Raw genomic sequence first — 22564 nt, 5'->3', positions numbered from 1 at the left:
CTGTCTCTTATACACATCTAGATGTGTATAAGAGACAGCTTATGACCATTACAAGTTTTTCGCCAGGTAATATATCTTTCATCTTTAAAACTTCTGAAAAAGCGACTGAGCAGCCAGGAGAGATTTCTTGTGCCAACGGTATAGGAGATAAAAGGCTACTTTTATGAAAGCTTCCCATATCAAAACCATTATCGTGATAATGTGAACAATCAATTTTATTACCGTTGTAAAGATACGTACATTCGATAATTGAGTTTGGCATTTTTGATGGGTTTGCAATTACGCCAGTAAGAATCATTCGATTACTTTTATCATGCTTAACTAAAAAATAGGAGAGCGTAATTTTTCTTTTATCTTTAAATAAGTTATAGAGCTTTAAATCTGTCTCTTATACACATCTAGATGTGTATAAGAGACAGCTTTCTGAGTTTCTCGAGATTTATTTTTATAAGTAATGCTCACTTTTTTTCTTTTTCTAGTTTTTGGATCAATATATCGCTCATTATATTTATATACTTTTTTTCCGTTTTTATCAGTTTTAGTTTCGATCCACATTGTTTTCATCTCCTATTTGTTGCTATAATAGGAATAGATAAGTAAGCTGATTATAGCAGGTTTATTTTTCATCACGTCCACAAACTTTGGCGAGGGAGGGGGCGTGTTTTTATTTATGAATTATTATTCGCTCCAAGTTGCTGGACCGTATGCGATTGTATAAGGTGCATTTCCTTTTGCTCCAAAATACATAACTACTGTAGCTTTTTTTCCACCCGCTATTTCATTAGGGATGTTGTTAGAATAAGTATTTGCATCTAGTCTTCCTAATTCATCGTTTCCATCATATATGTCAAATGTATGTGCGTTAAAAGAAATAGGTGAGTTAGTCTTATTTTCAACAATAGCTGTTACAACAACAGGGTGTTCACCGTCTACTGGATCCATCAAACTAATACTGTCATCTGGTTTTACTTCTGTAACTGTTATTGATTCTCCTGAGGTAAACTCAACTGCCTGTCCCATTTTTACATTTCCACTTGCTGAATCAGAATTATTCTCGGAACTATCCTGTGTTGAAGAATTTTCAATTAAATTTTTTAACTCTGTTACTCTTTTGTTTAATTCTTCATTTTCGGACTTAAGATCCGAAACTTCTTTTCTTAAACTAGATTCTGTAGTGCTGTTAGCTTTAGCAGATGTGGCCTCTTTATTTGTTGAACAGGCCCCCAAAAGTACGCTAGTAAATACCAAACCTAAAATCACTTTTTTCATTTTTTATTCTCCGTTTCTATGATATTATTTTTATGTAGGATCTTAGAAACGAGATTTTAGTCCGTGTTGCAGCACGGGCTTTTTTCTTTATAACTTTTTTAGAGATTATAGGCAAAATAGTAGGGCATAAAAATATATTATTGAATTCCGTATTTAGAAAATCCTAATTGAACTTCACCGGAAGTCTTTTGCTGTGTTGTACGCAATGCTTCTTCTTCAGACATTCCATTCTGTACTTTCCATGCAACAGGCGACATCCCGTATTTGTTAACAAAATCAGTAAGTGATAAAGTGTCAGCGTCTTGTTGAGCGCTTGTTTGTTGGGCTTCTGGATTTTGTTGAGATGCAGCTTGTTGTTCTTTCTGATCTTGACTGATAATATTGCCAGCATCATCTGTAGTCAATCCATTTTCATAAAGGGCCACGCCAAAAGCTTCCCACTCTTTGTTGGACCAATTTGCACGATCAGCTGGAGTTGACTGTAAAGTGCGTTGTTTCATCTGTTCATATGTTTCTTCTTGAGGTGCGGTTTGGATTGTATCCTGACTGGAGCTTATAACTGTTGGGCTAGGTTCCGCCGTAGCTTGGTTGGAGCTTGTAACAGTTGAACTAGAATCTGTCTTAGATGTAGATTTGCTAGTAGAGGAACTGGTTTCAGTTGCTTCTTTTGTTTTACTTACTTTTGTTTCTTGGTTAGAAGTGGCATCTGTTGATTCAGCTTTTTTATTATTTGAACAAGCTGAAAGTAGCAGAGCAGTACTTAACAACAACATAACGCTAACTTTTTTCATTTTATAATTCCTCTTTCTCTTTGTAATATGTGTGCTAACACGGGCTTTTTTATATAAGAAAACGATAAGCGCTTTCTGGAAGCCCGTAAAGATTCTTTAATTCCTCGATTTTTTTAGGATATTGATCATTATCTTCTTTATAAAGAGAAACAATGAGATTAGCAGCAAAGCAATTAGCTTCGCTTTCAGATTTGCTTCTAGATGTTCTTGTTGATACATAATAGCTGGATAAGCCACGATGAAAAATAGCGTGACCTAATTCGTGAGCGCAAATGTAGAATCTTTCCTCAGAGTCTCGCAGTTCATTATTTAAAAAGATTATCGCACGATCTCTAATTTCTTGAAACTGCCCCTTGGGATTCTCGATAAAAGGAACGTATTGAATTTTAATGCCCATCTTTTCACAAATATAAAAAGGATTAGCGGACTGGTATTTCCGCTTCAACTCCTCGACTAAATTAATCGTATCCATCTCCATAAGCTCACATCTTTTTGCCTTTTTCTTTGTCTTCTTTCACAATATCCCAGAAAGTCGCTATCAGGATATCTTTTACGCGCTGTATTTGTTCGGGTGTCAATGTTTCCCCACCATAAGACATATTAACATTTGAGTCTAGTAGTTTATCAAGTTCAACCACTTCCTCTTTTGTAGCCCATTTGGGTACATTATTATTTCCCAATAAATAATCAGTTGTGACACCAAAATAATCAGCAACTTTCTTTAAGTTCTCAGATTTTGGCGAGGCTTTATCCCATCTTCTTATTTGTCCATTAGAGATGCCCACCTGTCTTTCTACTTCTGCTATAGTCACATGCTTTTCGTCTGCTAATTCTTTAATCTTAGTAACTAAACTCATTATTATCAACCTTTCAAAGCTGAAAAGAAAATAAATAGCTTAAAAGTTATATTTTTGGTTGACAATTAGCTTTTAAGCTAGTATATTTAATTCGTAAGCTAAATTGTTAGCTAAATAAGAGTAACAAAAAACTCTACTAATTTAAAACATTCTCTCGGTCGCCAAACTTAGAAATGTTATTTTAGAGGCTTTTTATAAGTCTTATTTAACTATGTATTCATAATAGCTTAAAAGCTAATAGATGTCAACGATTTAGCTAATTTTTTAGCTTACAAATTATTTGTTTAGAAAGGAGCTATTTTTATGTCTGAGAATTTAGACTTAAAAATTCGAGCGGAGATGAGAAAAAGAAGAATGACTTTCAAAGAACTAGCTGCGCTTGTTGGTATTTCAGGAGCTTATTTATCAGATATTCTAAACGGTAATCGTGATGGAAAGAAAGCACAACAGCATATTGAAACAGTGAAAAAAATATTGGACATCCGATAGGGGGATAGGCGATGACAAAACTAAAAAAACAAGATTTTGTAAAAAAATACAATTATTCTCCATCTACTTATCAACGTCGAATGTCGGAACTAAAAAATACAGAAATTTTCTCAGCGGCATATGAACGGGTCACAGGACAAGAAGTTTGGATCAATACAGAATTATACGATAAATTTTTGTCTTTCAAATCCTATAACAGGTTACGCACAAGAAAGGTAACACCTAAAGAATTTATCGAGAAGCATTTAGTTGATTTATAAAAAACAGAACATTTTGAGAGGTGAAGGTTAATGGGTAAATTCAACAGAGCACTAGTATTCAGTGCACCACTAATTATCTACGCTTTAGGTCTTTGGGGAAGCAGACAAGCGTTGATAGGAACGATTGTTTACATGGTCTGGATTTTTATGGGGCTTGATGAAGCTGAGTACAAAACAAAAAAGCCAGTCGGGAGGGACTGACTAATGAGTAAGGACGATATTGTATTTCTGTTAATTATGTTTTGTGGGATTGGATCGATAATAATTAATTTGTATTTGATTATTAAAGAAAAATTTTTCAATTAAAATGAGTCTTTTAGCTTTAACTTGAATTTTTTTTGATAATTAGCTGTTCTTATGACCATTACAAGTTTTTCGCCAGGTAATATATCTTTCATCTTTAAAACTTCTGAAAAAGCGACTGAGCAGCCAGGAGAGATTTCTTGTGCCAACGGTATAGGAGATAAAAGGCTACTTTTATGAAAGCTTCCCATATCAAAACCATTATCGTGATAATGTGAACAATCAATTTTATTACCGTTGTAAAGATACGTACATTCGATAATTGAGTTTGGCATTTTTGATGGGTTTGCAATTACGCCAGTAAGAATCATTCGATTACTTTTATCATGCTTAACTAAAAAATAGGAGAGCGTAATTTTTCTTTTATCTTTAAATAAGTTATAGAGGGATAAAAAAAATCCTGAAATAGAAATGATTAAAGTAATAGCGACTTGGTAATCGCTCAAAATTTTTATCAAATAATTCACCACCTTTTTACTCAAATTATATCAAAAAGGAGAGAAGAAATAATGCAAGAATTAGTAATTTTGAAAAATAAAGAAGCTGTGACTACGAGTTTGCAAGTTGCAGATAGTTTTGAAAAAGAACACAAAAATGTTTTGAGAGATATTGAAAAGTTAAAAGAAGATGTGCTCAATTTTGAGCAGATGTTTGTGGAAGGTAATGAACCAGATTCATACGGTAGAAATCGGCGAGTTTTCTTCATTAGCAGAGATGGATTTTTCTTGTTGGCTATGGGATTTACAGGAAAGAAAGCTATTTACTTCAAACAGAAGTACATTGAAGCATTCAACGAAATGGAAGATGTTATTCGGAAGAATACTGTTCCTCAAACAATTGAAGATATGATGATCTACCAACTAGAAGAAATGAAAGATGTTAAAAAAGATGTCTCCATGCTTAAAGATACTATGCGAATTAGCGGACAACAAGAGTTTGAAATTAAGCAAAAAGGAAATATGAAAGTTATGGAAGTTTTAGGAGGTAAAGAAAGCCGAGCTTATGAAGAAATCAGCAAAAAAGTATTCTCAAAATTTTGGTCTGAATTTAAACGTACCTTTTCAATCCCAAGATATGGCGAGTTACCTCGTAAGAGATTCGATGATGCTGTTTCATTTATTGAAATGTGGTTACCAGAAACTGCGATCCGCATGGAAATCGATCAACTGAACAGACAACAAAGACTTTTCGGTGATGAAAATGAATAGAGCTGAAGCGCTAAAAATCGGTAAAGTGATGGCTGATAATTGGTGGGCAAATAGCCGTCCTATTATTTTAAGCAAGCAACATATTGATAAGCAAAAAGCATGGCAACAAATAAAAAAGTGACTCAGCCGACCAAAGCAATGAGTCACAAAGAAAATACATCTAAGGAGATGTTACCACATGAAAAAAGAACTTTCCACTCTAGATCAATATTTGACTGATCCTAGTTGGGGCAAATCGAATATCAAGGAAACAAGCAATCGAAAAATCAGACGTAATCTTTTGACGGATGAAGAACTAGCATGTGATCAAGACGATTTGGGAAATTTTGTGAGTATTTGGGGACATGTCTACCTTATCCATCTATGGAAGCAGCCAAGAAAACCTGAATACATCTATGTCATCGAAGATGGCTTGATTGATGCACTAGAAGAGTACGACAGAGATAACTTGATTGATATCTCTTATTACGGATCAGGTAAGAAATACATTGCTGAAATGGAGGTAGAATTTGATGAGTGAAAACAAAGGGACAACGAATTTTGAAAAACTTTTTAGTCGCAAGTTAAATAAAATACTCAAGAAAAAAGGAAATTTTGATTATTTATCTTGGGCTCACGCGTGGGAGATTATGAAAAAGAATGATCCACAGGCAACGGTAACTATTAATGAGTATAAACACTACAGGGTTGTTTCTGGAACTCATCAAGACTTTCTTGTTGAGGAATATAAACCTTTTCTTATGGATGAAACTGGGACTTATGTATCTGTCTCAGTAACGGTTAAAGGACATACGGAAACCGAATTATTTCCTGTTTTAGATTATCGAAACCAACCAGTTGTTAAGCCAAATGCTATGCAAATCAATAACTCATTGAAGCGATGCTTTGTGAAAGCATTGGCTCTACACGGACTGGGATTATATGTATTTCAAGGGGAAGATATTCCAACACCACCTAGAATCGATACAAAGAAATTAAGCATGCTAGAGACGATTCTAGAAGCTTTCAATGAGCAGATGGGCAAAGATATGACCAAAACCTTAATCGAATATGTTAATGAGCAGACAGATAAATTAGGGCTCTTAGCTGATAACGTTGAAACTATTGAACAGTTAAGCTATGAGCAATGTGCCTTGATGGAGCGAGCAATAGCAGCTAAGAAAAAAGAATTAGATAAGAAGTGATATGAGTGTTTAAACCATTAATCGATTCATATTCAGCGGTTCTGAAAAAGTTCAAAGGAAAAGACATAGGTGCAACGATCAATGAAGAAGTGAACATTGATCGACTAAAGACGATGTATGACGGCTACGATGGCGATCGAGTCATTGAAATTCGTTTTATTGATCCACGTCGGTTCACCGCACAGCAACGAAACTTCATCTATGCACTCATAGGCGATATTTTCATCGATACAGGGATGCCAACGGACTTCTGGAAGGAATTCTTCTACTTCCGTTTTGAAGGCGTCACAGGTCGCAAAATAAGCTTGAAAGACGAATCGAATACGACTGTGAGTGATGCTAACGTCTTAGCAAATATCATTTTAGATTTCATCTTTGAACATCATATTCCTTTCAAAGAAGGCTATGAGATTTTACCTGCGAACCAAGAGTACTACTTCTACAAATGCATTACAAAAAGAGTTTGTTGCATCTGTGGCAAAACAGGAGCTGATATTGATCACTTTGACAAAGCGCTAGGAAGACGAAAGCGCAAAGAAGTTGATCATTCAGAGTACACATTTGCAGCACTCTGCAGAATCCATCACACGGAGAAACACAAGATAGGTGTGATCAATTTCAAAAATAAATATCAAATCAAAGGGATCAAGTTAAACCAGGAAACAATTAAGAAACTTAGAATAGGAGGGTAAAAAATATTGTCTGACAACAAACGCTACTACTATTTAAAACTAAAAGAGAATTTTTTCGATAGTGACGAGATGGTTCTCTTAGAAAGTATGCCAGATGGCTATATTTATTCTAATATTCTTCTCAAACTTTATTTAAGAAGTCTAAAACACGAAGGTAAGTTGATGTTTAATGACAGGATTCCATTTAACTCTACAATGCTCGCAACTATTACAAGACATTCTGTAGGAGTCGTAGAAAAAGCGGTACAAATTTTCCGTGATTTGCAACTTATTGACGTATTAGATAACGGAGCAATTTATATGTCTGATATACAAAGTTTCATTGGAAAATCCTCAACTGAAGCAGATAGAAAAAGAGAATACAGAAAGAAAATAGAAGAGGCAAAACGGAATTTAATAACTGGAGGACAAGTGTCGGACAAATGTCCAGACAAAACTACACCAGAGTTAGAGATAAAGATAGAGAAAGATATAGATATAGATAAAGAAGAAAAGAAAGGTAAGTATTCTGACGAACACTTACGCCTTGCTAAAAAGTTGCAAAGTAATTTAACTGAAGATTTTCCAAAAGAAATGAATAAAGTAGATATCGAAAAATGGGCAGACACAATCAGGTTGATGGAAGAAAGAGATAAAGCATCTATAGAAGCGATTGAGTATGTGATCAATTGGCTACCTACAAATGAATTTTGGTTTGGAAATATTAGAAGTGCTAAGAAATTGAGAGAAAAATTTGAGAAGCTCAAATTCGAAATCAAAGCAGATAAGAATAATCATAAAAAGCAAAGTCAAAAACTACAGTACAGCAATCCTAGTGAATATGACGACTTGCCAATTTAAAAAAGGAGATGCATCACATGGAAAGCCTAGCAAATGCTATGGACAAACTAATAAGAAGAGTATTAGTGCAAAGCGGAAAATGTCCAGAATGTAGCGAACCTTTGTATAGTTGGCGAGCTAAAAATAAGGATGGTTCAGAACGTTGTAAACCAACATGCATGAGTTGTGGTTATAAAGCGTTACGTGTGAAAGAGGATATACAGACCGAAAGGATATATAACGACAGCTTAAAAGCACGAGCTTTGAGTTTTTTTCAAAATGGTTCGGTATTAACAGATAAAACTTTGTTTAAATGCAAAATGGAGAATTATCACGTAGTGGACCAAGAAACGAAAATTGCTTTAGAAAGAGCTAAAAGCTTTGTAAATGATGTCTTACTGAACCATCCTGCACATTTCATTCTATCAGGGAAATCAGGAAGCGGAAAAAGCCACTTGTCAATGGCGACAGCTTGGGAAATACTTGAGCGCTCAAATTATGACAAGAAAATACTTTTTATAAGCTATCAAGAGTTATTAGAGCAAATAAAGTTTTCTTATAACAATGCTGAACTGAGAAAAGAAATTGAAGGATCGCTTATAGCCGATATCAAAACAACTGATTTGGTGGTTTTTGACGATATTGGAGCTGAATTAGGTAGTGGGGTATCAAATAGTAGGCAGTTTACAAACAACACGTTAAACACGCTCTTAGAAGCCAGACAGAACAAGGCAACGATCATCACAACAAACTTATCTGGTCCTGAACTAAGAGAAGCCTACGGTGAAAGAATTGTTTCTAGGATATTTAAAAATTCAGAAGGTTATGCGCTGAAATTCCAACAAACAGCAGACAAGCGCATAAAACCAGTGAAAGGTAGTATCGCATGAATAAATACCGTAATAAAAAGACTGTTCATCGAGGTATCAAGTTTGATTCTATCGCAGAAGCAGAGTATTACGATCTAGCCTTGTGGCAAGCTGAAGCGAATGGCTGGAAAGTAAAACTTCAGGAAAAATTTGAGCTGATGCCGAAATTTGAACTAGACGGAAAGAAGTATCGCAAGATCGAGTATATTCCTGACTTCACATTTTATAAAAACGGCAAACTTGTTAAAGTCGTAGATGTTAAAGGAATGCAGACAAAAGAATTTAAGATCAAGGCAAAGTTATTCTGTCATAAATATCAAGTGCCGTTGATTTTAGCTAAAAAATATCGGAATACGTTCAAGGAAGAGCGTTTTTAACGAGGTGGTCCATCATGACAACAGAAGAAGTGATTCAAATGCGTATTCGAAGCATTCAACGTGAGATTGACGATCTGGAACGGACAAAGGCAGTGATGGTCAATGAAACGGCGAAAAAGGCAATCGATTTGCACATAGTGAATTTAAGAAGGGAAATTCGTAGATTGGAGGAATGAATGTGGATAAGAAAGTAGCAATGAAACGAATTGCTGAATTAACTAAGTCAGAATCTTGGCAAGAAGACAAAGAAATAGTTGCAGAAGTCCAAAAGCTCGGTAAATCAATGTGGACTGAAAAACCCAAACGGAAAACGCCGAGAAAAATTGCAATCTGGCATGGTGATCGAATTCTAGTAACGGGTACTGCTGAACAGTTATCTGAAATTACTGGTCTGAGCAAAAACATCATCTGGGATAGAGCGAAGAATATGGATATTGATTCTAAAGGACGTCAATTTAAGTATGTGGAGGAGAAATAATGGATCTCATTACACAATACAGTGACATCATCCTCAAGAAAATCATGATGAAAATTCAGAAAGATAGAAAATCAAAAGAACGAGCGGAATTAGTTAAGTTGGAAATGGCTGAAACAGGAGCAGGAGTGCGAAGTAGCAGGCATTGGAAAGCAGCAGCAAACATTGAATTTTATTACAACGAAATTCAAAAAGGGTTCGATCAGATGCGTGAGCTGGATCGGCAAACAAATTGGAGCAAGAAACTTCATCAAGATCGTTTCAAATTTGTAGAAAAGTATAGAGAGATACTGAATGAGTATTTCGAGGAGGACTAGATGTTTAATTTAATGTTAGCGTCAATTCACTTTTTATTCTATATAACGATATTTGTAGCTATATTAATTAATACGATAAAAAGCGGTTTTTTAACACCAATCGGCACAATTTTAACATTAGCTTCATTTGTTACAAGTTGTATTATCCAACTTAAATATATAAAGGAGAATGAATAATGGACGAACTAATCACAAAAGTAGAGCAGTGGGCTAAAGATAAGGGATTGGATCAAGCTGATTCCAGCAAGCAAATGTTAAAAACGATCGAAGAGATTGGGGAAGTTGCCGCTTCTCTAGCTAGAAAAGATGAACATGGTTTAAGAGACGGAATTGGAGACGTAGTAGTAACCTTGATTATTTTAGCTATGCAAAATGATATGGATTTGTACGAGTGTCTGAACCAAGCATACAACGAAATCAAAGAGCGCACAGGAAAAATGGTAGATGGTGTATTCGTGAAGTCGAGTGATTTGGAGGAAGCGGAATGAATGTTCAAAATAGCATTTTATCTGTTCGATTACAAAGATGGTTCGTTTAAGAAAGCTTATTTCCATCACTGGAATGATAGCAAGCCAGTTTTTACAAAAAACAAGAGGAGAGCTCAGGAGTATTTTGATGAAAGATCAGCAAATAAAGATATCGCGCAGTTAAGAAAAGTAGAATCACCGACTGCAAAAACATTGTCTATTAAATTGGAGGAAGCAGAGTGAAAGAAGAAATATATTACGCAATTGATTCTGGACATGGTTATGTGAGAGGGTTGAATGTTGATGGGTCGCTAAGTTTGGGCGGTGGAAATGTCATTAAAAACATGAGTGGTAATTACGTTTATGTAAAAGATTTAATCGAATTGATTCATGAGTATACAGATCATGAAGTGAGTCTGAAAAAAATCACGGTAACGACGGAGGAGAAAGAATGAAACTAAAAGACGGATTTTACGCTAGTAGTCATGGTATCGGCGGTTTAATGCTGGATATGCCGACAAAGAATCCTAAAACACGTAAGAAACCAAAAGTCAAAGTCGGTGACATGGTTCGCTGCGAAGCAGAAGGATTCATCTATCCGTTTCGTGGATATGTAGAACATCTCTATAATCACTCAGCGATCATTCGTATTGAAAACACGATGGAATGTGACAAGTGGTTAGCGAAAAGCAAAGAGAATTTAGCTGTAGCGAGATTGGTGGATATGGAGGTTATAAACAATGAAATTTAAAATCTTTGAAGAGGACACTCGCTATAAATTAGAAAAAGAATTAAACGATTTTGCGAAAAACAATGAGATTCAGCATATATCTTTAGCAACTTCTAAGAGAGGTTATGCAAATTACTATGCAGCTGTTGTGAGCTATGTAAGTCGAGAAGTGTAACTCGGCAAATAAAAAAAGCCGGATCGCTCCGACTGATGTAATAAATCCGACAAGTTTATTATATCACATAAAGGAGCGGTTTGACTTGATGCAATTGTTACGAGAGGTAGATTTCAAACAGACAAGATGTAATGCGAGAGATGTGCTGAAGAACTTTCGGCGTTTGGAGCGGATGGCAGGTCGCTCTTTGATAGATATTAAGTCGCCGATTATTACGGATATGCCGAAGGCGCCGAAGCACGGCAATAAGGCAGAAGACGCAATCATTCAGATGATGGATATAGAAGCAGAGAGAGATGCGATTCTAGCGGCTTTGATGGCTCTTAGTCTGATTAGTCGTCAGATACTCTACTATAGCTTTTGTGTGCCAGATAGCTTCTCAAACTACAGAATTAGCCGTGAAGTGGGTTATTCAGAAAGAAGTATACAACGGATGAAGTCGGAAGCTCTAATAGAGTTTGCAGAAGCATATAAACACGGAAGAATAATTGCTTATAAATAATTTGGCGGTTTTTTGGCGGAATGATGGCGGTTTTTAGCTATTTACCAGTGATATTATGATAGTGTCGAAAGATTAGTGATAGGTCTGAGATAAAATAATAATAAAAGGAACATCGTTTTATTATTGTTTCACAATTAAGCTTCGATAGACAGTAGCGGAAATATTAAGAATAAGGATGTGAATTTTAACTCCTTCTAAATTGTTCTTATTATCTATCATCCGCTGCTGTCTATTAATTTATGTATTGGAGGAAAAGCTGATGGATAAAGAAATCAAAGCAACTGTCAAATTAGATTTGACTGAACTAAAAGAACTGCTCAACAAGGCTAGTGACCAAGTCGAACAAATAAAGTATCAAGGTATGGATCGAAAACGGTTGATTGATATTATTGAGCAACAACGTTTAGAATTGATTCAAAAAGAAGCTGTATGTAAAGAGTACAAAAAACATTTAGAACAAGTAATTGAGTATCATTCAGTAGAAAAGTACAGATCAGTGGTGCAAAAAAATAGAGCAACGAGTCCTGATCCTCGTCAAGATGTATCGATTAGTATCAAGACGCCAGTATTTAATTCTGTTAAATCAGAAAAGCTAGAAAGTATCTCAACTGCTTTGGTAGAAAAAGCAGCTGAAATGAACTCCCTAGCAAATGAAGTTAGTCGTCTTATTTAGTCATGTCATTCATTGCAATAGGGAGGGGTTAATATGAAAAAAACAATAAAAATACTCGCCTTAATCGCTATAGGAGTAGCAATTGGGCGAGCAGTAGAAATTGAATTTTACGAAGATTGACTATAGTTTTGTTTTTGCACCACAGCTTGGGCAAGTAACTGTACTAGCAACTCCGCTAGGTAATTTTCTTCCACAATTAAAACAAAGAAGGTTTTTTCGTACAGCTTTAGTTAATTCGCGTCTGATTTTAGTTTTACTAGGTGTTTTAACTTTAATTTTAACTTTTTTCAAATGGTTCACCACCTTTTAATTTATTTCAGCGGACCACTCGCTGATAACTAAAATTATACGCTTAGTATTTATTTTCACAATATTAATTTTGTCACTGTGGCGGAAAGGGTAACGCTTAAAAATAAGGTCAATACGTCGAGGGATAACCTTAACGTTTTATGATTTGACCATGCAATGTTCGATTCATTGCCAGTGACTTAAGGAACCTACGGAAACAATTCATCTTATCGGATGCCGATGAATTGGCTGACTAGTCGGGATGCTACTAGCAGTTAGAAGGCATAAAATACTAGCGCAGACGTGTGCCACTCTCAGGTGTAGGTTAGGAGAGAAACATTAGTTGGGGTTATTAGGAATACGATAACCTGCTTGCGACAAAGCTTTGTACTGTCGCGTTGGTCATGAACAGAGACGGTATTCTGTTTCAGTATTCGTTAGCAACCGAGGGATGTGGCAGTGGTGAGGTGCAGGAAGTATCAGACTTGTTTGTGTGTAGGTTGCTATTACATATGAGATCACTCGTTGAGTGGTCTTTTTATTGTGCGCCAGGCATGGCAACTAACTAGGTGGTGAAAGTCCACTGCGAGGGTACACATCGACCAATCGCTAGAGAAACGCAAGGTGGCATCCATGAGGATGTGGCTGAAGGAAGCGTGTATCAAACTCTTGGCTCGACGAACAGAAATCTGATACGAAGGCTAGATAAGTGGATGAGGTTCCAATACAAACTAAAGTCCAAAAGATGTGCGTAAGCTTATCTAGTAAATCAGGCGAGTAAAAGATGAAAGTTAGTTGTCTTACCCTGGGAGGTCTCACGAACGATTAAGGAGTTCCCTATTAAGAAAATCGGTCGAAAAAGGTTTATCGTGAGAAGTCAGCCGACGTCATAGTAGTGGAAATACTTTTCCACGAAGGACTGAACTACTTATAGTGTTTCTGCACCACAAATGCACGAAAGATACATTTCTGAATGTGTTAATGATGAAAGTATGAGCGTATCTCAGAAGATAATCAAAAGAGAAATGTCTTTCGTTACGTGAGAGGAAGGAGGAAACGAGTATGAAACTTTTAGATCAAATTTTGAGTAATCAGAACATGAACGAAGCCTACAAACGAGTTTATCGTAATAAAGGGGTAAGCGGTGTGGATGGAATTACTGTGGAGGAATTAAAATCCCATCTTCGGGAACACAAAGAAGAACTTCGTTCTCAAATTCGCCAACGTAAGTACAATCCGCAACCAGCCTTACGTGTTGAAATACCAAAAGGAAATGGTAAAATGCGTCAACTAGGTATCCCAACTGTTGTCGATAGAGTTATCCAACAGGCAATTAGTCAGATTCTTACACCTATATTTGAAGAACAATTCAGTGAGTATAGTTATGGGTTTCGACCAAACCGCAGTTGTGAAATGGCAATTGTTCAAACAGTGGATTATATGAATAACGGATATGATTGGCTAGTGGATATTGACTTAGAACGATTCTTTGATACTGTCCATCACGACAAACTTATGCGAATTATTTCGCGTACAATAGAAGATGGAGATGTCATTTCTCTCATTCGAAAGTATCTAGTAAGTGGCGTAATGAAAAGAGGAAAATATGAAGACACACCTATCGGTACCCCGCAAGGTGGTAATCTGAGCCCTCTGTTAAGCAACATTATGTTAAATGAATTAGATAAAGAATTAGAATCAAGAGGTCTACATTTTGTTCGCTATGCAGATGATAGTATTATTTTTGTCAAGAGTGAAAAGGCAGCACATCGAGTTTTACAGTCCATAACGGCCTTTATCGAAAAGAAATTAGGGCTGATTGTCAATGCGGAAAAGAGTAGAATCAGCCGTCCGAATGGAACAAAATTTTTAGGTTTTGGATTTTACTACGACAAACACACAAAGAAATATCAACCAAAACCCCATGAGGAGTCTGTCCAAAAATTTCAGCGGAAATTGCGTCAGCTCACCAAAAGAAACAAAAGTATTTCTCTTGATGAGCGAATCGTGAAACTGAAACAAGTCATTTATGGTTGGGTAAACTATTTTCGTAAAGCGAAAATGAAAAGGAAACTCGCAGAAATAGACGCTAAACTTCGATCAAGAATTCGAGTCATTATCTGGAAGCAGTGGAAGAACTATAGGAAAAGAATCTGTTCCTTGGTTCAGTTGGGAATACCAGAGGAAGAAGCCAAAGGCTTAACCTACTGTCGAAAAGGTTATCGATTTATTGGATTATCGAAAGTGATTCACAGAGCCCTATCCAATGAACGACTAAAGCAAAGAGGGATCCCCTTTGCCTTAGATTACTATCTAAAAGTGCATACTGTAATATAAGTTGAACCGCCATATGCCGAACGGCTTGTATGGTGGTGTGAGAGGGGTGCGAATCTATGCATTCGGACCTCTACTCGATTATTTGGCTATATTTCAAGTAGTTTCTGTTTTAAAGTAGACTTGCTTTATTATACAATTATTAGTTATTATTAAACTGTTAAATCTAAAAGGAGGCAAAAAGAAATGCCTATTGACTATAAACAACTTGGGGCGGCAGTAGCGAAAGCAAGTGTGCCACCGACTTTCTATCTAGTTTCTGACTTAATTGGCTTAATCAAAACTAAAGAGAATTATGATGAAGGAAAAGGGAATCCTCAAGAAGCAAGCGATATGACTTCAGATATTTTAACGAAACCAGTTAATATGGATATTGCAAATTTATTGAAAGAAATTGCAATTGCTGAACGTATCAATAATTCAGAAATTGTCGAAATAGAAGAGTATTTCGAAGGTAATGGCAAAGGTGGTACAGGAGTTACTATTGATGGAAAAAATAAATCTGGTAATTTAGGATTAAGCGGCGAGGGAAGCAAAATAACAAAAAGAGTTTATAAATTCACGGGACTAGATAGTTCTATTGATAAAATAATTGAGTTACTTGAAAAAGACCAAAAAAATGAATGACATAAGTCTAAAACACTGATGAACATCTTTTAGATTTTTTTAGATCACTCGTTGAGTGGTCTTTTTATTGTGCGCCAGGCATGGCAACTAACTAGGTGGTGAAAGTCCACTGCGAGGGTACACATCGACCAATCGCTAGAGAAACGCAAGGTGGCATCCATGAGGATGTGGCTGAAGGAAGCGTGTATCAAACTCTTGGCTCGACGAACAGAAATCTGATACGAAGGCTAGATAAGTGGATGAGGTTCCAATACAAACTAAAGTCCAAAAGATGTGCGTAAGCTTATCTAGTAAATCAGGCGAGTAAAAGATGAAAGTTAGTTGTCTTACCCTGGGAGGTCTCACGAACGATTAAGGAGTTCCCTATTAAGAAAATCGGTCGAAAAAGGTTTATCGTGAGAAGTCAGCCGACGTCATAGTAGTGGAAATACTTTTCCACGAAGGACTGAACTACTTATAGTGTTTCTGCACCACAAATGCACGAAAGATACATTTCTGAATGTGTTAATGATGAAAGTATGAGCGTATCTCAGAAGATAATCAAAAGAGAAATGTCTTTCGTTACGTGAGAGGAAGGAGGAAACGAGTATGAAACTTTTAGATCAAATTTTGAGTAATCAGAACATGAACGAAGCCTACAAACGAGTTTATCGTAATAAAGGGGTAAGCGGTGTGGATGGAATTACTGTGGAGGAATTAAAATCCCATCTTCGGGAACACAAAGAAGAACTTCGTTCTCAAATTCGCCAACGTAAGTACAATCCGCAACCAGCCTTACGTGTTGAAATACCAAAAGGAAATGGTAAAATGCGTCAACTAGGTATCCCAACTGTTGTCGATAGAGTTATCCAACAGGCAATTAGTCAGATTCTTACACCTATATTTGAAGAACAATTCAGTGAGTATAGTTATGGGTTTCGACCAAACCGCAGTTGTGAAATGGCAATTGTTCAAACAGTGGATTATATGAATAACGGATATGATTGGCTAGTGGATATTGACTTAGAACGATTCTTTGATACTGTCCATCACGACAAACTTATGCGAATTATTTCGCGTACAATAGAAGATGGAGATGTCATTTCTCTCATTCGAAAGTATCTAGTAAGTGGCGTAATGAAAAGAGGAAAATATGAAGACACACCTATCGGTACCCCGCAAGGTGGTAATCTGAGCCCTCTGTTAAGCAACATTATGTTAAATGAATTAGATAAAGAATTAGAATCAAGAGGTCTACATTTTGTTCGCTATGCAGATGATAGTATTATTTTTGTCAAGAGTGAAAAGGCAGCACATCGAGTTTTACAGTCCATAACGGCCTTTATCGAAAAGAAATTAGGGCTGATTGTCAATGCGGAAAAGAGTAGAATCAGCCGTCCGAATGGAACAAAATTTTTAGGTTTTGGATTTTACTACGACAAACACACAAAGAAATATCAACCAAAACCCCATGAGGAGTCTGTCCAAAAATTTCAGCGGAAATTGCGTCAGCTCACCAAAAGAAACAAAAGTATTTCTCTTGATGAGCGAATCGTGAAACTGAAACAAGTCATTTATGGTTGGGTAAACTATTTTCGTAAAGCGAAAATGAAAAGGAAACTCGCAGAAATAGACGCTAAACTTCGATCAAGAATTCGAGTCATTATCTGGAAGCAGTGGAAGAACTATAGGAAAAGAATCTGTTCCTTGGTTCAGTTGGGAATACCAGAGGAAGAAGCCAAAGGCTTAACCTACTGTCGAAAAGGTTATCGATTTATTGGATTATCGAAAGTGATTCACAGAGCCCTATCCAATGAACGACTAAAGCAAAGAGGGATCCCCTTTGCCTTAGATTACTATCTAAAAGTGCATACTGTAATATAAGTTGAACCGCCATATGCCGAACGGCTTGTATGGTGGTGTGAGAGGGGTGCGAATCTATGCATTCGGACCTCTACTCGATTTGATTCAAGGAGTTGTCGCATGATTAATTTAGGGGAATGGGGAGCGATAGCAGGATCAATAACCGCTATCGTTTCTTTGATTTTATTAGTAATAAAACCAATTACTGCATCTTTCTCGAAGATTACTGAGACTCTTTCAAAAGTAAGCCGAAATTTAGATTTACTGACTAAAGATTTAGAAGCAAGCAAATCTGATCGCATTACTATTCATGAAGAATTGAAGAAACATGATGAAAGATTAGATACACATGCAGAAAAATTGGTGGAACACACGCAACAAATTAAAACTTTATTTAGAGAAAAGTCTAGGTAAAAAAGAAAGGAGTTAAGAAGAAATGATTTTACCCGATAAGTATTATCAAGTCATTAAATGGACAGTTTTAACAGTATTGCCAGCTGCTTCTGTGTTAGTAGCAACGTTAGGGAAAGCCTATGGATGGAATGGAACAGATATGACAGTACTCACTATCAATGCAGTAGCAACATTTTTAGGCGTTATCACTGGTGTGTCGGCTTATAATTTGAAAAAATAGGAGGAAACAAATGAAAAAGAAAATTACTATTACTGCGATGAGCCTGTTAACGGCTCTTTTTTTATTGCCGATTAATGGTTTTGCTTATACGATCAATAATGAATTTAATTTGGGCGCAAATGAAGGTAGCTCACAAATAGCAAATAATCAGTACATTTTACTGCATGAAACGGCTAATGAAACAGCAACAGGACGCAATGAAGCGCAGTATATGCAACGTTCATGGACCAGTGCTTACACTGCTTACATTGTGGGTGATGGCGGAATTGTTTACCAAGTTGGACAACCTGGTTATGTACAGTACGGTGCTGGTTCGTATGCTAATGCCAACAGTCCTGTGCAGATTGAGTTACAACAAACACATGATAAAGCAACGTTTGAGAAAAACTACAAGGCATACGTTGAATTGGCTAGAGATTCAGCAATGAAATATGGTATTCCATTAACGTTGGACACTCCTTATAACCAACCGGGAATCAAATCGCATTTATGGGTAACACAAAACATCTGGGGCGATCATACAGATCCTTATGGTTATCTTTCTGAAATGGGCGTAAGTAAAGAAAAATTAGCATATGATTTAGCTCATGGATTTACCGATGAAAATCCGACAACTTCAGATGATAAACCAGTCATTGATCCAACTAGAGCAGGTGCAGCAAATCCTACGCTGACAGATGGAACAAATTACGCCCACATTGATCAGTTTGGGGAAATCGAAAACGCAAACTTGCATGTGGCTGGATGGCACATTGCTAACTATAAATACGAGTATATTTTCATTATGGACTACAATACTGGGAAAGAATTAGCTCGAGTAAGAGCTGATGGAATTTATAGACCAGATGTAAACCAAGCTTATAATACTTCTGGAAATGTTGGTTATCATGTATCTTTCAATATGCGTAATTTTCCTAATAAGAAAGTCTATGTAATGATGCGGGCAACGAATGATCCAGAAGGGAACACTAAAGGCGGAGCACAAGATTTTCATGATAAACGCTGGTATTTAAATATTCCGCAACGATAAAAAATGGCCCCTCGTTGAGGGGCAGTACATATAATTAGGCTACATCTGCAATTTTAGTTATTGTTATAAAGACGGCTAAGATGTAAAATTAACATATATTTATAACAAATGATCGGAGAAGCGGCTGTTGGAAGAATTACATTTATTTTTTGATGATTCAGGCGTCTTGCATAGGAATGCACCTAATAGATTTTTTGTCTACGCTGGATACGCATTCATTGGCAAGGATAATAAAGAAATTGCAAAAAGAAAATATAAAAAAGTGGTTCAACGAATCCAAACCAAACGAGGTAACAGAGAAGAATTAAAAGCTTGTTATTTAGATAAAAGTGAAAAATACGAATTATACAGGGTTTTAAAAAACGAACATAGTATGGGATTAACAGTTGATATCAAAAGGGTACAGTCAAATATTTTAGATCATAAAAAATCAATACACAGATATAAAGATTATGTATTAAAAAGACTGGTCAAAGAAAAAATTAAGTTGCTGATAAATAGAGGATTATTGAATCCAGAGGACGACTTAAAGCTATGTATCTGTGTGGATGAGCAAGCCACTGCAAGTAATGGCTATTATAATTTTGAAGAATCAGTATATGAAGAACTAAAAAATGGTGTTCATAATTTTAATTATGGTGTATTTTATGAACCTATTTGGAAAGGTAAGTTAGAAATAAATGTGTCTTATTGCGATTCTAAACATAATTATTTGATACAAGCTAGTGATATATTGGCAAACAGATTATGGACATCGTTCAAGATTGATAACAGAGAAATGAGAAATATACCGGAACATTCTTGTATGAGGTTGCCTTAAAAAATAAGCTAAATTTTTTTAAGCATAACTATTGCATTTAGCAGATAGTTACTTTATGATTAACTTACAGGCGAATTAATTTCGCACTGCCGACACAAGGAATACGATAATAATTATTAAGCGTAATGTAAGTACGCCGTCCCTTGTGGGCCACCTCCAAAAGGTGGTTTTTTTATTTAATTTTAATCAGTATTGTATTTGTATTTTCGTTCTGCAATTAACTCTTCTAAATGCTTAAATATAGTTCTTTATATTAAATCGTGTTAGCCTTGTGTTACCATTACATTCGTGTTATACTAAACAAGTAATCTAATTTGAAACGTAATCTGAGCGATATATTCACACTATAAAAACTCCTTTTACAAAGTAATATTAATTGCAACAAAACACGTATTATATACGTATCAGGAGGAAATATATATGAATAACGGTACAGTAAAATGGTTTAACTCAGACAAAGGTTTTGGATTTATCACTGGAGAAGATGGAAATGACGTATTTGCACATTTCTCAGCGATCCAGGGAGAAGGCTTCAAGTCTTTAGATGAAGGCCAAGCAGTTACTTATGATATTGAAGAAGGTCAACGTGGCCCTCAAGCAGTAAATATTGTAAAATAATGTTGAACTTTAAACACCTCATTTGAGGTGTTTTTTTATTGTGCGCCAGGCATGGCAACTAACTAGGTGGTGAAAGTCCACTGCGAGGGTACACATCGACCAATCGCTAGAGAAACGCAAGGTGGCATCCATGAGGATGTGGCTGAAGGAAGCGTGTATCAAACTCTTGGCTCGACGAACAGAAATCTGATACGAAGGCTAGATAAGTGGATGAGGTTCCAATACAAACTAAAGTCCAAAAGATGTGCGTAAGCTTATCTAGTAAATCAGGCGAGTAAAAGATGAAAGTTAGTTGTCTTACCCTGGGAGGTCTCACGAACGATTAAGGAGTTCCCTATTAAGAAAATCGGTCGAAAAAGGTTTATCGTGAGAAGTCAGCCGACGTCATAGTAGTGGAAATACTTTTCCACGAAGGACTGAACTACTTATAGTGTTTCTGCACCACAAATGCACGAAAGATACATTTCTGAATGTGTTAATGATGAAAGTATGAGCGTATCTCAGAAGATAATCAAAAGAGAAATGTCTTTCGTTACGTGAGAGGAAGGAGGAAACGAGTATGAAACTTTTAGATCAAATTTTGAGTAATCAGAACATGAACGAAGCCTACAAACGAGTTTATCGTAATAAAGGGGTAAGCGGTGTGGATGGAATTACTGTGGAGGAATTAAAATCCCATCTTCGGGAACACAAAGAAGAACTTCGTTCTCAAATTCGCCAACGTAAGTACAATCCGCAACCAGCCTTACGTGTTGAAATACCAAAAGGAAATGGTAAAATGCGTCAACTAGGTATCCCAACTGTTGTCGATAGAGTTATCCAACAGGCAATTAGTCAGATTCTTACACCTATATTTGAAGAACAATTCAGTGAGTATAGTTATGGGTTTCGACCAAACCGCAGTTGTGAAATGGCAATTGTTCAAACAGTGGATTATATGAATAACGGATATGATTGGCTAGTGGATATTGACTTAGAACGATTCTTTGATACTGTCCATCACGACAAACTTATGCGAATTATTTCGCGTACAATAGAAGATGGAGATGTCATTTCTCTCATTCGAAAGTATCTAGTAAGTGGCGTAATGAAAAGAGGAAAATATGAAGACACACCTATCGGTACCCCGCAAGGTGGTAATCTGAGCCCTCTGTTAAGCAACATTATGTTAAATGAATTAGATAAAGAATTAGAATCAAGAGGTCTACATTTTGTTCGCTATGCAGATGATAGTATTATTTTTGTCAAGAGTGAAAAGGCAGCACATCGAGTTTTACAGTCCATAACGGCCTTTATCGAAAAGAAATTAGGGCTGATTGTCAATGCGGAAAAGAGTAGAATCAGCCGTCCGAATGGAACAAAATTTTTAGGTTTTGGATTTTACTACGACAAACACACAAAGAAATATCAACCAAAACCCCATGAGGAGTCTGTCCAAAAATTTCAGCGGAAATTGCGTCAGCTCACCAAAAGAAACAAAAGTATTTCTCTTGATGAGCGAATCGTGAAACTGAAACAAGTCATTTATGGTTGGGTAAACTATTTTCGTAAAGCGAAAATGAAAAGGAAACTCGCAGAAATAGACGCTAAACTTCGATCAAGAATTCGAGTCATTATCTGGAAGCAGTGGAAGAACTATAGGAAAAGAATCTGTTCCTTGGTTCAGTTGGGAATACCAGAGGAAGAAGCCAAAGGCTTAACCTACTGTCGAAAAGGTTATCGATTTATTGGATTATCGAAAGTGATTCACAGAGCCCTATCCAATGAACGACTAAAGCAAAGAGGGATCCCCTTTGCCTTAGATTACTATCTAAAAGTGCATACTGTAATATAAGTTGAACCGCCATATGCCGAACGGCTTGTATGGTGGTGTGAGAGGGGTGCGAATCTATGCATTCGGACCTCTACTCGATT

General features: G+C 36.3%; 36 protein-coding genes. 30 read left to right on the top strand and 6 right to left on the bottom strand.

Going from position 1 to position 22564, the window contains the following annotated elements; genetic code table 11:
- Positions 1 to 678: 678 nt before the first annotated feature.
- The 4 genes from A5844_RS03455 to A5844_RS03440 all read right to left on the bottom strand — a co-directional run bounded on the left by A5844_RS03455 (position 679) and on the right by A5844_RS03440 (position 2917).
- Positions 679 to 1269 (bottom strand): DUF4352 domain-containing protein, encoded by a 591-nt coding sequence (locus tag A5844_RS03455; RefSeq protein ID WP_073994859.1) that lies wholly within the window; start codon positions 1267 to 1269, stop codon positions 679 to 681.
- Positions 1270 to 1406: 137 nt separating this feature from the next.
- Positions 1407 to 2060, bottom strand: coding sequence for a hypothetical protein (locus A5844_RS03450; protein WP_065763642.1), 654 nt, complete (start codon positions 2058 to 2060; stop codon positions 1407 to 1409).
- Between the two features lie 49 nt (positions 2061 to 2109).
- Positions 2110 to 2538: an ImmA/IrrE family metallo-endopeptidase gene (locus A5844_RS03445; protein ID WP_086283887.1), complete on the bottom strand. Its 429-nt coding sequence runs from the start codon at positions 2536 to 2538 to the stop codon at positions 2110 to 2112.
- A 4-nt stretch (positions 2539 to 2542) separates the two neighbouring features.
- A complete protein-coding gene (locus A5844_RS03440; RefSeq protein WP_002315392.1) occupies positions 2543 to 2917 on the bottom strand; it encodes a helix-turn-helix domain-containing protein in 375 nt (124 codons plus the stop codon).
- A gap of 303 nt (positions 2918 to 3220) precedes the next feature.
- On the opposite strand from A5844_RS03440, the gene A5844_RS03435 reads away from it, so the two are divergent.
- From A5844_RS03435 to A5844_RS14145, 3 genes are read left to right on the top strand one after another with little or no spacing between them, the layout of a single operon-like run.
- On the top strand, positions 3221 to 3406 hold the full coding sequence (locus tag A5844_RS03435; RefSeq protein ID WP_002337458.1) for a helix-turn-helix domain-containing protein: 186 nt from the start codon (positions 3221 to 3223) through the stop codon (positions 3404 to 3406).
- 11 nt (positions 3407 to 3417) lie between these two features.
- Entirely contained in the window at positions 3418 to 3666 is a 249-nt protein-coding gene (locus tag A5844_RS03430) for a hypothetical protein (protein ID WP_086283886.1), read from the top strand.
- 30 nt (positions 3667 to 3696) lie between these two features.
- Positions 3697 to 3867: a hypothetical protein gene (locus A5844_RS14145; RefSeq protein ID WP_002315386.1), complete on the top strand. Its 171-nt coding sequence runs from the start codon at positions 3697 to 3699 to the stop codon at positions 3865 to 3867.
- A gap of 101 nt (positions 3868 to 3968) precedes the next feature.
- On the opposite strand, the gene A5844_RS03425 is transcribed toward A5844_RS14145, so the two are convergent.
- Positions 3969 to 4436: a hypothetical protein gene (locus tag A5844_RS03425; protein ID WP_229205984.1), complete on the bottom strand. Its 468-nt coding sequence runs from the start codon at positions 4434 to 4436 to the stop codon at positions 3969 to 3971.
- Positions 4437 to 4478: 42 nt separating this feature from the next.
- Between A5844_RS03425 and A5844_RS03420 the strand changes: the two genes are divergently transcribed.
- The 18 genes from A5844_RS03420 to A5844_RS03345 all read left to right on the top strand — a co-directional run bounded on the left by A5844_RS03420 (position 4479) and on the right by A5844_RS03345 (position 12457).
- Positions 4479 to 5177 (top strand): Rha family transcriptional regulator, encoded by a 699-nt coding sequence (locus tag A5844_RS03420; RefSeq protein ID WP_002335866.1) that lies wholly within the window; start codon positions 4479 to 4481, stop codon positions 5175 to 5177.
- Positions 5170 to 5298 (top strand): hypothetical protein, encoded by a 129-nt coding sequence (locus A5844_RS14510; RefSeq protein WP_256924511.1) that lies wholly within the window; start codon positions 5170 to 5172, stop codon positions 5296 to 5298. Before A5844_RS03420 ends, A5844_RS14510 begins: the two co-directional genes overlap by 8 nt.
- A 57-nt stretch (positions 5299 to 5355) precedes the next feature.
- Positions 5356 to 5697 carry a hypothetical protein gene (locus A5844_RS03415; protein WP_086283885.1) on the top strand — a complete coding sequence of 114 codons (342 nt, stop codon included), beginning with the start codon at positions 5356 to 5358 and terminating at the stop codon, positions 5695 to 5697.
- Positions 5690 to 6361 (top strand): Sak single strand annealing protein, encoded by a 672-nt coding sequence (locus A5844_RS03410; RefSeq protein ID WP_086283884.1) that lies wholly within the window; start codon positions 5690 to 5692, stop codon positions 6359 to 6361. Before A5844_RS03415 ends, A5844_RS03410 begins: the two co-directional genes overlap by 8 nt.
- Before the next feature lie 5 nt (positions 6362 to 6366).
- The gene (locus A5844_RS03405; protein WP_086283883.1) at positions 6367 to 7053 is read left to right on the top strand and encodes a putative HNHc nuclease; all 687 of its coding nucleotides are present in this window, start codon (positions 6367 to 6369) and stop codon (positions 7051 to 7053) included.
- A 6-nt stretch (positions 7054 to 7059) separates the two neighbouring features.
- Complete coding sequence (locus A5844_RS03400) at positions 7060 to 7893, top strand: phage replisome organizer N-terminal domain-containing protein (protein WP_086283882.1); 834 nt, start codon at positions 7060 to 7062, stop codon at positions 7891 to 7893.
- Positions 7894 to 7910: 17 nt separating this feature from the next.
- Positions 7911 to 8762, top strand: a complete 852-nt coding sequence (locus tag A5844_RS03395) for an ATP-binding protein (RefSeq protein ID WP_025478041.1) — start codon at positions 7911 to 7913, stop codon at positions 8760 to 8762.
- Positions 8759 to 9118: a DUF1064 domain-containing protein gene (locus A5844_RS03390; RefSeq protein WP_086283881.1), complete on the top strand. Its 360-nt coding sequence runs from the start codon at positions 8759 to 8761 to the stop codon at positions 9116 to 9118. Before A5844_RS03395 ends, A5844_RS03390 begins: the two co-directional genes overlap by 4 nt.
- Before the next feature lie 14 nt (positions 9119 to 9132).
- The gene (locus A5844_RS03385) at positions 9133 to 9294 is read left to right on the top strand and encodes an antitoxin (protein WP_086283880.1); all 162 of its coding nucleotides are present in this window, start codon (positions 9133 to 9135) and stop codon (positions 9292 to 9294) included.
- Positions 9291 to 9596, top strand: coding sequence for a hypothetical protein (locus A5844_RS03380; RefSeq protein ID WP_086283879.1), 306 nt, complete (start codon positions 9291 to 9293; stop codon positions 9594 to 9596). Before A5844_RS03385 ends, A5844_RS03380 begins: the two co-directional genes overlap by 4 nt.
- Positions 9596 to 9910, top strand: a complete 315-nt coding sequence (locus A5844_RS03375; protein ID WP_086283878.1) for a DUF1140 family protein — start codon at positions 9596 to 9598, stop codon at positions 9908 to 9910. Before A5844_RS03380 ends, A5844_RS03375 begins: the two co-directional genes overlap by 1 nt.
- A 176-nt stretch (positions 9911 to 10086) precedes the next feature.
- Positions 10087 to 10398, top strand: a complete 312-nt coding sequence (locus A5844_RS03370) for a MazG-like family protein (RefSeq protein ID WP_010721540.1) — start codon at positions 10087 to 10089, stop codon at positions 10396 to 10398.
- On the top strand, positions 10399 to 10620 hold the full coding sequence (locus tag A5844_RS03365) for a hypothetical protein (protein WP_010721541.1): 222 nt from the start codon (positions 10399 to 10401) through the stop codon (positions 10618 to 10620). It abuts the gene before it with no gap.
- Complete coding sequence (locus A5844_RS03360; protein WP_086283877.1) at positions 10617 to 10832, top strand: hypothetical protein; 216 nt, start codon at positions 10617 to 10619, stop codon at positions 10830 to 10832. Before A5844_RS03365 ends, A5844_RS03360 begins: the two co-directional genes overlap by 4 nt.
- Complete coding sequence (locus A5844_RS03355) at positions 10829 to 11128, top strand: hypothetical protein (protein WP_086283876.1); 300 nt, start codon at positions 10829 to 10831, stop codon at positions 11126 to 11128. The genes A5844_RS03360 and A5844_RS03355 overlap by 4 nt, the downstream gene beginning before the upstream one ends.
- Positions 11118 to 11282: a hypothetical protein gene (locus tag A5844_RS14140; RefSeq protein ID WP_002304478.1), complete on the top strand. Its 165-nt coding sequence runs from the start codon at positions 11118 to 11120 to the stop codon at positions 11280 to 11282. Before A5844_RS03355 ends, A5844_RS14140 begins: the two co-directional genes overlap by 11 nt.
- Positions 11283 to 11370: 88 nt before the next feature.
- Positions 11371 to 11784 (top strand): ArpU family phage packaging/lysis transcriptional regulator, encoded by a 414-nt coding sequence (locus A5844_RS03350; protein WP_002304479.1) that lies wholly within the window; start codon positions 11371 to 11373, stop codon positions 11782 to 11784.
- 361 nt (positions 11785 to 12145) lie between these two features.
- Complete coding sequence (locus A5844_RS03345) at positions 12146 to 12457, top strand: hypothetical protein (protein WP_033704140.1); 312 nt, start codon at positions 12146 to 12148, stop codon at positions 12455 to 12457.
- Positions 12458 to 12577: 120 nt separating this feature from the next.
- Here the strand turns inward: A5844_RS03345 and A5844_RS14135 are convergent, their stop codons facing one another.
- Entirely contained in the window at positions 12578 to 12748 is a 171-nt protein-coding gene (locus A5844_RS14135) for a hypothetical protein (protein ID WP_162831952.1), read from the bottom strand.
- A 1059-nt stretch (positions 12749 to 13807) separates the two neighbouring features.
- Here A5844_RS14135 and ltrA (A5844_RS03340) point away from each other — a divergent pair.
- From ltrA (A5844_RS03340) to ltrA (A5844_RS03300), 9 genes are all read left to right on the top strand, one after another.
- Positions 13808 to 15082, top strand: coding sequence for a group II intron reverse transcriptase/maturase (ltrA, locus tag A5844_RS03340; RefSeq protein ID WP_086283872.1), 1275 nt, complete (start codon positions 13808 to 13810; stop codon positions 15080 to 15082).
- 183 nt (positions 15083 to 15265) lie between these two features.
- Positions 15266 to 15706, top strand: coding sequence for a hypothetical protein (locus A5844_RS03335; RefSeq protein ID WP_086283874.1), 441 nt, complete (start codon positions 15266 to 15268; stop codon positions 15704 to 15706).
- A gap of 588 nt (positions 15707 to 16294) precedes the next feature.
- Positions 16295 to 17569 (top strand): group II intron reverse transcriptase/maturase, encoded by a 1275-nt coding sequence (gene ltrA, locus A5844_RS03330; RefSeq protein ID WP_086283872.1) that lies wholly within the window; start codon positions 16295 to 16297, stop codon positions 17567 to 17569.
- Positions 17570 to 17668: 99 nt separating this feature from the next.
- Positions 17669 to 17962 (top strand): hypothetical protein, encoded by a 294-nt coding sequence (locus A5844_RS03325; protein WP_002339954.1) that lies wholly within the window; start codon positions 17669 to 17671, stop codon positions 17960 to 17962.
- Between the two features lie 22 nt (positions 17963 to 17984).
- Positions 17985 to 18182 (top strand): phage holin, encoded by a 198-nt coding sequence (locus A5844_RS03320; RefSeq protein WP_002302122.1) that lies wholly within the window; start codon positions 17985 to 17987, stop codon positions 18180 to 18182.
- A 10-nt stretch (positions 18183 to 18192) separates the two neighbouring features.
- Positions 18193 to 19212: a peptidoglycan recognition protein family protein gene (locus A5844_RS03315; RefSeq protein WP_086283873.1), complete on the top strand. Its 1020-nt coding sequence runs from the start codon at positions 18193 to 18195 to the stop codon at positions 19210 to 19212.
- Positions 19213 to 19339: 127 nt separating this feature from the next.
- Complete coding sequence (locus A5844_RS03310; protein WP_002325016.1) at positions 19340 to 20032, top strand: DUF3800 domain-containing protein; 693 nt, start codon at positions 19340 to 19342, stop codon at positions 20030 to 20032.
- Positions 20033 to 20452: 420 nt separating this feature from the next.
- Positions 20453 to 20650 (top strand): cold-shock protein, encoded by a 198-nt coding sequence (locus A5844_RS03305; protein ID WP_002293041.1) that lies wholly within the window; start codon positions 20453 to 20455, stop codon positions 20648 to 20650.
- 559 nt (positions 20651 to 21209) lie between these two features.
- Positions 21210 to 22484, top strand: coding sequence for a group II intron reverse transcriptase/maturase (gene ltrA, locus A5844_RS03300; protein WP_086283872.1), 1275 nt, complete (start codon positions 21210 to 21212; stop codon positions 22482 to 22484).
- Positions 22485 to 22564 lie beyond the last annotated feature (80 nt).

Source organism: Candidatus Enterococcus wittei (assembly GCF_002140175.1).
In the GTDB taxonomy this organism is placed as follows: domain Bacteria; phylum Bacillota; class Bacilli; order Lactobacillales; family Enterococcaceae; genus Enterococcus_B; species Enterococcus_B wittei.
This window is presented reverse-complemented; position numbering and strand designations above follow the sequence as displayed.